This window comes from Streptomyces sp. NPDC088747, assembly GCF_044751025.1.
Classification (GTDB): Bacteria; Actinomycetota; Actinomycetes; order Streptomycetales; family Streptomycetaceae; genus Streptomyces.
The window spans coordinates 783,286-795,265 of the sequence record NZ_JBIVKZ010000002.1 but is presented as its reverse complement, the minus strand read 5'-3'; the positions used below and the strand labels follow the sequence as shown (position 1 = coordinate 795,265).

General features: G+C 71.2%; 7 protein-coding genes and 1 tRNA gene. 4 read left to right on the top strand and 4 right to left on the bottom strand.

Annotated elements, in window-relative coordinates:
• Positions 1–94 precede the first annotated feature (94 nt).
• Together ACIP79_RS08100 and ACIP79_RS08095 are read right to left on the bottom strand one after the other, a co-directional pair.
• On the bottom strand, positions 95–2,422 hold the full coding sequence (locus tag ACIP79_RS08100) for a DEAD/DEAH box helicase (RefSeq protein ID WP_401220737.1): 2,328 nt from the start codon (positions 2,420–2,422) through the stop codon (positions 95–97).
• Between the two features lie 251 nt (positions 2,423–2,673).
• Positions 2,674–3,195, bottom strand: a complete 522-nt coding sequence (locus ACIP79_RS08095) for a hypothetical protein (protein ID WP_401220735.1) — start codon at positions 3,193–3,195, stop codon at positions 2,674–2,676.
• Between the two features lie 222 nt (positions 3,196–3,417).
• Here ACIP79_RS08095 and ACIP79_RS08090 point away from each other — a divergent pair, with 222 nt between their 5' ends.
• The 4 genes from ACIP79_RS08090 (at position 3,418) to ACIP79_RS08075 (ending at position 7,678) form a co-directional block, all read left to right on the top strand.
• On the top strand, positions 3,418–3,768 hold the full coding sequence (locus ACIP79_RS08090; RefSeq protein WP_401220732.1) for a metallopeptidase family protein: 351 nt from the start codon (positions 3,418–3,420) through the stop codon (positions 3,766–3,768).
• 95 nt (positions 3,769–3,863) lie between these two features.
• Positions 3,864–5,657: a metallophosphoesterase gene (locus ACIP79_RS08085; RefSeq protein ID WP_401220730.1), complete on the top strand. Its 1,794-nt coding sequence runs from the start codon at positions 3,864–3,866 to the stop codon at positions 5,655–5,657.
• An 81-nt stretch (positions 5,658–5,738) separates the two neighbouring features.
• A tRNA-Glu gene (locus tag ACIP79_RS08080) sits at positions 5,739–5,814 on the top strand.
• A 337-nt stretch (positions 5,815–6,151) separates the two neighbouring features.
• A complete protein-coding gene (locus tag ACIP79_RS08075) occupies positions 6,152–7,678 on the top strand; it encodes a glycosyl hydrolase (RefSeq protein WP_401220727.1) in 1,527 nt (508 codons plus the stop codon).
• A 113-nt stretch (positions 7,679–7,791) separates the two neighbouring features.
• Here ACIP79_RS08075 and ACIP79_RS08070 read toward each other — a convergent pair whose 3' ends face one another.
• Both ACIP79_RS08070 and ACIP79_RS08065 read right to left on the bottom strand, forming a co-directional pair.
• The gene (locus tag ACIP79_RS08070) at positions 7,792–8,706 is read right to left on the bottom strand and encodes a hypothetical protein (protein WP_401220725.1); all 915 of its coding nucleotides are present in this window, start codon (positions 8,704–8,706) and stop codon (positions 7,792–7,794) included.
• Positions 8,707–9,046: 340 nt separating this feature from the next.
• Positions 9,047–11,938: an AfsR/SARP family transcriptional regulator gene (locus tag ACIP79_RS08065; RefSeq protein WP_401220722.1), complete on the bottom strand. Its 2,892-nt coding sequence runs from the start codon at positions 11,936–11,938 to the stop codon at positions 9,047–9,049.
• Between the last annotated feature and the right edge of the window lie 42 nt (positions 11,939–11,980).

Genomic DNA, 11,980 nt, shown 5'->3' with positions numbered 1-11,980 from the left:
TGGCGAGAGCATGAAAACGCCGTGGCCCCCACCGGATCGGTGGGGGCCACGGCGGTGCTCAGTGTTCGCGGACGTCGGGCGTCACGCGTGGACGTCAGCCGTTGCGCTTCCAGCGCGGCTTGTCGTCGCGGCGGCCGAAGGAGCCCGTGGCGGTGCCGGTGCCGGTGCCGCCACGGTGGTCGTCGCGGCGGCCGGTCGGGCGGTCGTGGCCGCCGGAGCGGAAGCCGCCGGTGGGACGGTCGCCCTGACGGTCACGGTTGAAGGGACGGTCGCTGCCACGGTGGCCGGAGGGCCGCTCGTCGCGGCGGTCGCGGTTGAAGCCACCGGAGTTGCCCGAGCCGCCCGAGGGACGGTCGTCGCGGCGGAAGCCACCGGAGCTGCCCGAGGGACGGTCGTCACGACGCTCGAAAGAACGGCCACCGCGGTCGTCACGACGGTCGTCGCGGCGGAAACCACCCGAGTTGCCCGAGGGACGGTCGTCACGACGCTCGAAAGAACGGCCACCGCGGTCATCACGACGGTCGTCGCGGCGGAAACCGCCCGAGCCGCCCGACGGACGCTCGTCACGACGGTCACGGTTGAAGCCGCCCGAGGAACGGTCGTCGCGGCGGAAACCACCCGAGTTGCCCGCGGGACGCTCGAAGGAACGGCCACCGCGGTCGTCACGACGGTCGTCACGACGGTCATCGCGACGGAAACCGCCCGAGCCGCCCGACGGACGCTCGTCACGACGGTCACGGCGCTCGTAGTTGCCGCGGTCGTCACGGCGCGGACGCTCCTCACGGACCGGCGCCGCGGCGACGGCCGCCTGCTCCGCGGCGGCCTCGGCAGCCGCGGCCTCCACGACGAGGGCGGCCTCGGCCAGCGCGGCCTCGGGGTCGTCCCCACGCTCACGCGCGGCACGGGCGACCAGGCGGTCGGCCTCGCCACGCAGCTCGGCGGCACGGCGCTGCGCGCGCTCCAGCTCCTTGGTGAGGCTGGTGACCTCACGCTCGGCCTGCTGCGCGGCGTTGCCGGCGGACTCGGCCTGGACCTCGGTCATCGACCGGGCGCCGGTGATCTCGGCGACCTCGGGCTCGAAGGCCGTACCGGAGTTGATGATGTGACGCGAGGCGTCGACGCCCGCGTCCTCCATCAGCCGGAAGATCTGGCGGCGCTGGTGCGGCAGCGAGAGGGACACGACGGTGCCGCTGCGACCCGCGCGGGCCGTACGGCCGGAGCGGTGCAGGTAGTCCTTGTGGTCACCGGCCGGGTCCACGTTCAGGACCAGGTCGATGCCGTCGACGTGGATACCGCGGGCGGCGACGTCGGTCGCGACGAGCGCGTTGACGTAGCCCTTCTTGAAGTCCTCCAGGACGCGGGTACGGGCGCCCTGCGTCATGCCGCCGTGCAGCGCGTCGGCCTTCACGCCGGACTCGCAGAGCTGCTCGGCGATGCGGTCGGCGCCCAGCTGGGTGCGGACGAAGATGATCGTGCGGCCCTTGCGGGAGGCGATCGCGGAGGTGACCGGCGCCTTGTCCTTGGGCTTCACGATGAGGATGTGGTGCGTCATGGTCGTGACGTTGCCCTGGGCGCTGTCGACCTCGTGCGTGACCGGGTTGGTCAGGTAGCGCTTGACCAGCGTGGAGATCTCGTTCTCCATCGTGGCCGAGAACAGCATGCGCTGGCCGCCGCCGGGGATCTGGTCGAGCAGCTCGGTGACCTCGGGCAGGAAGCCCAGGTCGGACATCTGGTCGGCCTCGTCGAGCACGGCGACCTGGACGTTCTCCAGCGAGCAGGCGCCGCGGTTGATGAGGTCGCGCAGACGGCCCGGGGTGGCGACGAGGACGTCGACGCCGCGCTCCAGGGCGTACATCTGGTTGCTCATCGACGTACCGCCGCAGACGACCTTCATCTTCAGGCCGAGTACGTCGCCGTACGGCTGGAGCGCGTCCGCGACCTGCATCGCGAGCTCACGGGTCGGCGTGAGGATGATGCCGCGGGGCTTCTTCTTGTCGGTGTGGCCACCGGCCAGCGCCGCCAGCAGCGGCAGACCGAACGAGAGGGTCTTGCCGGAGCCGGTGCGGCCGCGGCCGAGGATGTCCTTGCCGGCCAGGGCGTCCGGGATGGTCGCGGCCTGGATCGGGAAGGGGGCGGTCACGCCGTTCTGCGCGAGCTTGCGGACGATTCCGTCGGGGAGACCGAGGGAGCCGAAGGTGATCTCCGGGGTCTCGGACGCCTTGGAGGTCTCGGACGCTTCGACCGACTGGGTCGAGTCAGCCGACTCGGCCGGCTCGGACGCTTCGGGAGCGGACTCGACCGTCGCGTCGACGGCCGGCTGGACCGTCTCGACGGTCTCGGCGATCTGGACGCTCTCGGTGGTGACGGTGTCGTTCTCGTTGTTCTCGGGCACGACGACGTGATCAGTACTGGAAACAGACATGCGAAATGCGAACCTTCCGGAGTTCTACGGCACGCGCCCAAACTCCGTGAAGTCGCGATCGACCGCCTCTATGCGGTCCGGCCACGGTAAGGGAGAGTACGCGCCACGCGGCGCTCTCTTCATCGGCGCCAGGCAATTGGTATCAAACGATCTACTACCATACGCACTCGTGCCCCCCGAAGGCAAACCGTGTGGATAATCGCAGGTCAGAGCACGAGTCGGTGTCCGGGACAGTGACGCCCGGACACCCGCTAGACCGGCTGCCCGGCCCGCGGCGCGGGCTCCCGTTCCATCAGCTGCGTGGCCTGCTCGTGCGCCGAGGACGACGGCTCCGCCGTACTCGGTTCGACCACCGGCGGCGTCGACACGGAGGGCTCCGGCGGCTCGGGCGCCGGCTCCTCCGTCGTACGGGTGGGAGTCGGCTCCCCCTTGGTCGGCGCGGGGTCCGCCGGCCCGCCCTGGCCGCCCTTCCCCGTGGGCCTCGTGGACGGCTCGGCGCCCGCGGACAGCGAGGCCGACGGGGACGCCGACCCGGAGACGGACTCACCGGGCTTCGGCGAACCGCCGTCGCCCTGGGACCCCTTCGCCCCGTGGAACCCGGTGCCGCCTCCGCTCTCCGCGGTCCCTCCGTCGGGGGCCTCGCCGCCCCGCTGCCCCGCCGAGTGCGAGGGCGCGGGCCGGTCCCCGTCGTCACCCACGCTCATACAGCCGGCTGCCGCGGCGACGGCCATGACGGTGGCGGCCAGACGGACAGGTACGTACAAGGCGCGCACGGGCAGCCACCTCCGAGGGCGGTTCGGGGAGTCCCCCTGCCCAACTCCCGCCGCCCACAAGAAGACACGCGCGGCCGGCGTGCGACCCGCCACAACCGGACGAACGCCACCCGCGCCGCCCGTGAGCCGTGACCGTCCGGGCCGCCGCCGGTCACGCGGACTTCACGGACCCGGAGGTGCAACGGCTGAGCGCGGTGGTGCCCGACCCCTGACAATGGCCCTGTGCTGGAGATGACGCGCGAAACCTTCGAAGAACTCGTGAGCCAGGCCCTCGACAAGATCCCGCCCGAGCTGACCCGGGTCATGGACAACGTCGCCGTGTTCGTCGAGGACGAGCCTGCGGCCGACGACCCCGAGCTGCTGGGCCTCTACGAGGGCACGCCGCTCACGGACCGGGGCGAGTGGTACGCGGGCGTACTCCCCGACCGCATCTCGATCTACATGGGGCCCACCCTGCGGATGTGCGAGACCCCGGACGAGGTCGTCCACGAGGTCGCCGTGACCGTCATCCACGAGATCGCCCACCATTTCGGCATCGACGACGAGCGCCTGCACGAACTGGGCTGGGGCTGAGTCACCGAGTCACCGAGTCACCGAGTCACCGAGTCCGGGACCGCCCGGGGGTGCGTCCCGGCATACCCGCCCCCACACCTGGGCATACGCGACCAATGGTCCGCGTCCCCGCTGCCGTGTCCACCGCCCTGCACCGCATACGTCACCTTCGCCTCACCCGACCCGCACCCTCCGCTCGACCCGCACCCTCCACTGGACCCGAGCAAGCCGCACGGACCGCCCGGGGAAACCGCGCCCGCACCCCGTGGACGGCACCCCGCGTCCGCTCACTCGTCGCCCTCGGCCGCCGTTACCGGGCCCGCCGCCCCCACCCGGTGACCCAACTCGTCCCGCAGCCGCACCCGTACGCCCGGATCCTGGGCCTCATGACCGTCGTGCTGCTCGGCGCCTGGCTGGGGCTGCTGATCGTCGGGAACGTCCGCGTGCCGGTCGGGCCGATGGACACGACCATGACCCTGCGGCCCTCCCTCGCGGGCGGCACGAAGATCAATGTCGCCCCGCTCGGCGCGCTGGAACTGAGCAGTCACCAGGCGCCGCTGCGCCTGGACGTGGACGTGGACCGGCTCGACCCGGAGCGCTCGCAGGCGCTGGTCGACCACCCCGAGCGGATCTCCGGGCTCCAGGACGAGGTCGCGCGGGACGTGGAGCACGGCACGCTCGACCTGGCCGTACGGTCCTGCGTGGCCGTCGTGTCCGGGGCCACCGCACTCGGCCTCGCGGTCTACCGCCGTCCCCGTCGGGCCCTCGCGGCGGGCGGCCTGGCCCTCACCCTCCTCGCGGCCTCCGGCGGGACCGCCTTCGCCACCTGGAACCCCAACTCGGTCCTGGAGCCCAAGTTCTCCGGGCTCCTCTCCTCCGCGCCCTCCCTCGTCGGCAACGCCCGCAACATCGTCAGCGAATTCGACGTCTACCAGAAGGAGTTGGCGCGCCTGGTGACGAACGTGACGAAGCTGTACGACGTCACGTCCACGCTCCCGGGATACGAGCCCGACCCGACCACGATCCGGGTCCTGCACGTCTCCGACATCCACCTCAACCCGGCGAGCTGGAAGATCATCGCCTCGCTCGTGGAGCAGTACGACATCAACGTGATCGTCGACTCCGGCGACACGATGGACCACGGCACGGCGGCCGAGAACGGCTTCCTCGACCCGATCGCGGACCTGGGAGCGCCGTACGTCTGGGTCAGGGGCAACCACGACTCCCGCATCACCCAGAGCTACCTCCAGAAGATCAAGAACGTGCGCGTCCTGGACGAGGGCCGGGCCGTCACGGTCGCCGGGCTGCGTTTCGCCGGTATCGGCGACCCGCAGTTCACCCCGGACCGCACGGTCGCCCAGGGGGGCGCCAAGGCTCAGGAGCTGGCCGGGGCGCGGCTCGCGTCGGCGCTGCGCGACCAACGGGCGGCCGGTACGCCCGTCGACATCGCCATCGCCCACGAACCGGACGCGGCCCGCGAGACGGACAGCGAGGTGCCGCTGGTCCTGGCCGGCCATCTGCACCACCAGGAGATGGAGGTCCTGAAGGGCGGGACCCGGCTGCGTATCGAGGGGTCGACGGGCGGCAGCGGGCTGCGGGCCCTGGAGGGCCGGCACCCCGACCCCATCGAGGCCTCCGTCCTCTACCTCGACCGGGACACCCGCCGGCTCCAGGCCTGGGACGAGATCCGGCTCGGCGGCCTGGGTCTGACCACGGCCGAGGTCAGCCGCCATCTCCCGGAGGAGAACAAGCCCGGCGGCGAGGTCCGGTCGCCCACGCCGTCCGCCACGACACCCTCGTCAGCGTCTTCTGCGTCCTCGGCGTCCTCCTCGTCCTCCGCGACTTCTCCGGCCCCGCCTGCGGGGCGGCCCGCGCCGCCGCCCGCGACTCCGTCCGAGAGCGCCCCCTAAAAGCGTTTTGGCGATACCTCCTGCCATCCCATATGCTTCTCACGTCCCCGACGCGCCGTGAGGCGCCCAGGCGGGCCGATAGCCCTCATCGTCTAGCGGCCTAGGACGCCGCCCTTTCAAGGCGGTAGCACGGGTTCGAATCCCGTTGGGGGCACCAGCCAGTCCTGTCTCGATCCGTTCGGGACGTTCTCCTGGCATCCGGTCCGTTTGTCGCGCTCATGCCGCGGTCGAGGACATTTTTCTGTGCCGCGTCGGGCGGCGAGCCCTGTCCGCACCCCCGGTGTCGCCGGTCCCGCTCGTAGGCCGCTCGTGGGCCGCTCTCCTTCGCGATCTCTCCACACCCTTCCTTGACCTCGGTGAACCTTCCACCGCGCGCATCCGTCGTGCCTGCGCAGGCGATCTCTGGATCGTCGATCCGACGCAAGCCTGACTGGAGAGGCATGCCTATGCGCATCCGGGTACTTCTGTTCGCTTTCTTACTGGTCATCGTGGGTGTGTCCGGCACAGTCGCGGTGGTCCAGGCCCGATCCGGCGACTCGGGCGACAGCTTCGCCAAGGCGGGCGCCGCCGCCGAGCACACCGTCACCTTCAAGAACCAGACCGACGCCCGTGTCTGGGTCGGCGCCACGGTCAACGCCGACGGCTCGACCCCGCTCGCCGGGCTCCCGACACTGGACCCGGGCCAGTCCGCCACCATCACCATCCCCGAGCGCTCGGGGGCCGGACACTGGCGCGGCAAGTTCTTCGCCCGCCAGGGCTGCGGCGGCGAGGAGGGCAGTACGTTCCACTGCGCCGTCGGCGACTGCGGACCGTACGCCGATCGCTGTTCCCTCGGTGAACAGCCCGCCAGCCTGGCCGAGTTCAACTTCGACACGGCCGACACGCTGGCCCCCTGGTACAACGTCAGCTACGTCAACGCCGTCTCCGTACCCATCACCATCACCCCCGACGGTGTGGCGCCACCCGCGAACGGCGGCGCGTGCGCCGAGATGGGCTGTCCGGGCGACCTGCTGTCCGTGTGCCCGCCGGACAACCTGACCAGGGAGCAGGGCACCAACAAGCCGCTGGTGTGCGTCAATCCGAACCGGGACGCGAAGACCGCGTACAGCGACGCGATCACCAAGCAGTGCCCCAAGGCGTACGCGTGGTCCAAGCAGGACGCCGAGGCGGGCAACCAGACCGTGCGGCAGTGCAGCAGCTGCAGCGGCCTGACCGTCGCCTTCCACGGCACCGCCACCACCGGCAACCCCAACCCCGGCCCGACCATCGTCAAGCGTCCCGTCGACACCGTCGCGGCGCCCCACAAGGGCGTCGCCCTCAACCCCTTCGCCGGTACGGCACAGGCGCTGGCCGACTCCGGCTCGACCTGGTACCACAACTGGGCCTCCACCGGCGGCGACCTCGCCAAGCCGGCCGGTACGGAGTTCGTGCCGACGATCTGGGGTGCCGGGTCGGTGACCGACGCCGAACTGGGCAACGCCGCACGGGAGGGCAAGAACCTGCTCGGCTTCAACGAGCCGGACTCGCCCACCCAGGCCAACATGAGCCCCGAACAGGCCCTGGACCTGTGGCCCCGGCTGCAGAGCACCGGGCTGCGGATGGGTGCCCCGGCGGTCGCCACCAACGCCGACGTAGCCGGCGGCTGGCTCGACCGCTTCATGCAGGGAGCCGCCCAGCGTGGGCTGCGCGTCGACTTCATCCCCGTGCACTGGTACGGCGCCGACTTCGGGCCGGGTGCGGCGGGGCAGCTCGCCGACTACCTCAAGCGGGTCCACGACCGCTACCAGAAGCCGATCTGGCTGACGGAGTACGCCCTCACCGACTGGTCCCAGGGCGCCCCCCGTTACCCGAGCGAACAGGAGCAGACCGCCTTCATCCAGTCCTCGACAACCATGCTGGACGGCCTGGACTACGTAGAGCGCTACGCGTGGTTCGCCCTGTCCACCCAGACCAGCCCCACCGGCCTCTACAACGGCACCGCTCCGAACGGCAGCGGCAACGCCTATCGCGACGCCCACTGAGGCGAGGGTGCCGCTCGTCGGGGGTTCCTGACGGGTGGGTGCCCGCACACACGGCACGGGCCGCACCGGAGGAACGGTGCGGCCCGTGGCGTGGGGGCGTATGAGGGGCGGTGTCAGCTGCGGCTCTTTTTCCTCGGTGCGGGGGAGCTCGCACGGCTCGTCGCCGGGGAAACGGGCTCGCTGGCTACGGAGTTGCCGCTGGAGCTGTTGGAACGCCTGAAATCTCCGTTCCTCGCAAGGAAGTCATGCGAAGCCAGCACATGGGAGGCGACGGACGGCCCGAGCGGTGGAGCACCCGGTGACGCCAACGTCGGGGACCTCTTCACCGGATCCTTCGCCGAGTCCAGACCCTGCGTGAATTCCGTGGCCCTTCTCAAGTCCTCGGTGGAACTGTTCAGCGTCGCGCTCACGCCCACATTCCCGACTTCTCCCACCGGACCCCGGCCGAACCGTTCCGCCGCGTCCAAGGACGTCCTGCCGCGTGTCGACTCGGTCTCCTCGGCGGCGACCTTCTCCGCGTTCTTGGGGTCCGTCTTCTCCAGGAGCATCTCGAGCACCGGGAGCTGTCTCTTGTCGTACGCCTCCCGGTACTTGTCGTCCTTCACGATCAGATCCAGCAGGTGGGCGGTGAGCTTCTCGGCACTCTCGACGGACAGCTCGGCGATGTCCTTCGTCGAGAACTCCTGCTGCCGCTCCGCAGACTTGTCGGCCGACCGCTCCTCGGCAGGCGCGTCGGCGTCAACCGTCTCGGAAGAGCCCCTGGAGCGTTCCTGAGACCCTCCTCCGCCGGTCGAGGACGCGGGCTCTCGCCGCGAGGAGAAGAGCCGTTTCAGGTAGTCCCAGAAGGCGCGCAGCCGCGAGGCCTTCTTCGTGGTCTCCTCGGTCACGTCCTGCCCGGCGCTTCGCAGGTTCTCGTTGATCAACTGCTGCGCACGGCTCTTCCAGAGCGCGTCCTCCTTCTCCGGAGTGAGAGGCGGCGGCGGCTCGGTCAACACCTTCGGCTGCGAATCCGGTGCGGGAGTGGCCATCGTGCCCTTCTCTCATGGGGCGGAGACACCGACAGAAGGCGACAACGGGCTGCCGAGGTGAACAGTTCATCGCCGCGACGCCACCGTCGTACGACCTGTCACGGATGTGGCGACGCGGCACGATCGCGAGGTGGGAGGCGGAAGTTGAACCGTTTTCGCGTCTGGCACGTTTCGGCATGCGACCCGCCGTGTTCCGAGCCGCCGTGTTCCGGCCGGGCGGTATGACGGGACCACCCCTGGAGGACTTCCTGATGAGCGGTACGCGCGGGTTCGCCGCGACGGCGGCGACCACTGCGGACCGTGCGTTCAGGAACGGGATCAGGGGATGACATACCCGGCGTCACCTCTCGGTCGTGGGATCCGGTCGGGTGCCCGGGGGAAGGGCGCGGGCGTCCTCGTCGAGGCTGTCGACCCTCCTGCGCATGTCCTCGGCGTCCGGGTGGTCGAACTCCTCGAAGATCGCCTGGGCCTGCTTCCAGGTGGTGCGGGCGGATTCGAGCCTGCCCGCCGCCAGATAGACCTCTCCGACGTGGCCGAGGGTGTGGCCCTCCCCCCAGCGGTTGCTGACGTCGCGGTGCGTCTCCAGCGCCTGGCGGTACTGCTCCAGCGCCTCGTCGTGACGCCGGAGCCGGCGGTGGACCGTACCGAGGATGTCGAGGGTGACGCCCTCGACCCAGCGGTTGCCGATGGCGCGCAGGACGACCAGCGCCTCCTCCAGGCACTCGATGGCCTCGTCGAACCGGTCGAGACGCTGGTAGGCGTCGCCCAGGTTGGCCAGCATGATCCCCTCGGACCACGGGCTTCCGACGATCCGGTAGACGGCGAGTGCCCGGCGGCTGTACTCGATGGCCTTGTCGAGCCGGCCGCTCTGCAGATAGGCGTTGCCCAGGTTGCCGAGGCACTGGGCCCTGCCCTGCGCGTCCCCGAGCTCACGCCACAGGGTCATTCCCTGCCGCAGGTGGTCGACGGCCTCATCGAAGCGGTGCATCTGCACCAGGGAGGCGGCCACGTCGCCGAGGCTCCAGGCCTCGCCCCCGCGGTCGCTGACGGAGCGGGCGGCGGTGAGGCCCGTCAGGGCGCTGTCGTACCAGTCGTGCAGATGGCTGCGGAGGTAGAAGAAGCCCCACAGGGCGCCGGTCAGCCGCCACGCGATGCCCGGCCTGCCGGTCGCGGCGGCCTGGTGCACGGCGGCCACCAGGTGGGTCCGCTCGGCCTCGCACCAGCTCAGGGCCTGCTCGTGGGTCGTGAACGCCAACGGCTGGCAGTCGGGTGGCGGGGGTTCGAGCGGGACCCGTCTGCGGTGCGGGGTGAGGAACGGGTAGGCGGCGTCCGCGGTGTGCAGGTACCAGGACAGCAGCCGCTCGACGGCCTGGTCGCGGTCCTGCCCGGCCTCCTCGGCCTGGGCGCGCTCACCGGCGTAGACACGCAGCAGGTCGTGCAGGGTGTAGCGGCCGAGCTGGTGCTCGGCGAGCAGGTGGGCGCGGGTGAGCTCGACGAGCAGACCGCGGGTCTCCCGGAGGGGAAGCCCGGCGAGAGCGGCCGCGGCGGGCGCGGTGATGTCGGGGCCGGCGTACAGACCCAGCAGGCGGAACAGGCGGGCGGCCGGGGCGGACAGGGCCTCGTACGACCAGGAGAAGACGGCCCGTACGTCGCTGGTGAGGTCGCCTCCCGCGAAGGCGTCGAGACTGCCGTGGCTGTCGCGGAGTTCGGTGGCTACGGCGCTGAGCGGGAAGCCCGGGTTGGTGGCGGCGCGGGCGGCGACGATGGCCAGTGCGAGCGGCAACCGGGCGCAGTGCGCGATGAGTTCGTCCGTCGCCTCGGGCTCCGCCGCCAGCCGGCCCGCGCCGAGACGGTTCGCGAGGAAGTCGTGTGCCTCGGCGGGCGCCATCGGGTTCAGCGTCAGCGGACGCGCCCCGTCGTTGACGATCAGGCCGGTGAGCTGGTTGCGGCTGGTGACGATGACCAGGCAGCCGGGGGTGCCGGGCAGCAACGGGCGGATCTGTTCGGTGTCCTGGGCGTTGTCCAGGAGGATCAGTATCCGGCGGCCGGCGAGCAGACTGCGGTACAGCGCCGCCTGGGCGTCGAGGCCCGCGGGTATGCGGTGCGGGGGGACGCCGAGGGCGTCGAGGAAGATGCGGATGGCCTCGCTCGGCGGCACGATCGTGCCGGTCGGGTCGAAGCCGCGCAGGTTGATGAAGAGCTGTCCGTCGGGGAAGCGGTGGGCGATCCGGTGGGCCAGGTGCACCGCCAGGGTGGTCTTGCCGATGCCGGCCATGCCGCCGATCGCGCTGATCAGCACGGTGGACGGGTAGTTACCGGTGTCGGGCAACAGGGCCTGTGCGTGCTCCAGTTCGGCGCGGCGGCCGGTGAAGGTGGCGAGGTCGGCGGGGAGTTGGGACGGGCCCGCCGCGGACGTGGACGGCGCGATGGCGGGGGCCGCCGGGGGATCGGCGCCCTTCGCCGACGGCGAGAGCTCCAGGGACGAGTCCGCCGCCAGGATGCGCTCGTGCAACTCCCGCAGGGCCGCGCCGGGTTCGATGCCGAGCTCGGCCACCAGGGTGCGCCGCGTCCTGCGGTAGGCCGCGAGGGCGTCGGCCTGCCGTCCGGACCGGTACAGCGCCAGCATGAGCATCCGGCACAGCTGCTCCCGCAGCGGGTGCTCGCCGATCAGTGCGGTGAGCTCGGCGATCACGTCACCGTGGCGCCCGAGCCGTACGTCGAGATCGAGACGGTTCTCCAGTATGTTCAGCCGCTCCTCGTGCAGCCGGGAACGTTCGGCCTCGGCCAGCGGTCCGGGAAGTCCCGCGAGCGGGGTTCCCTCCCACTCGTCGAGGGCGGCGTGCAGCAGTTCCGCGGCGGCGGACACCTCGCCCGCGGCGCGGAGCCTCTTGGCCCCCGCGACCCGCTGCTCGAACACCCCCAGATCCAGGGCGTCCTCGGGAACATGGGCGAGGTATCCGTCCGCGGCGGAGACGACCACCTGTGGCGAGCCGCCCGCGTCGCGGCCGGGCTCCAGCACCTTCCGCAGCCGCGACACATACGTACGCAGAACGGACACGGCCGCCGTCGGCGGCTCCTCGCCCCAGACCGCGCTGACGAGCTCGCCGACCGTGACGGGACGTCCACGCCGCAGCAGCAACGCCCCCAGTACAGCGCGTTGTTGTGGTGAACCGAGGTCCAGTTCCTGGTCTCCGCGCCATGCCCGGACCGGCCCCAGCACAGCGAATCGCACGGAATCAGTTAAGCGTCCAGAGTTCTCGTATGCTGTGTTCAC

Excerpts from the sequence above, each read along its gene's own strand:
- ACIP79_RS08100 (WP_401220737.1), bottom strand. The coding sequence starts at position 2,422 with ATGTCTGTTTCCAGTACTGATCACGTCGTCGTGCCCGAGAACAACGAG.
- ACIP79_RS08085 (WP_401220730.1), top strand. The coding sequence starts at position 3,864 with ATGGTCCGCGTCCCCGCTGCCGTGTCCACCGCCCTGCACCGCATACGT.
- ACIP79_RS08070 (WP_401220725.1), bottom strand. The coding sequence starts at position 8,706 with ATGGCCACTCCCGCACCGGATTCGCAGCCGAAGGTGTTGACCGAGCCG.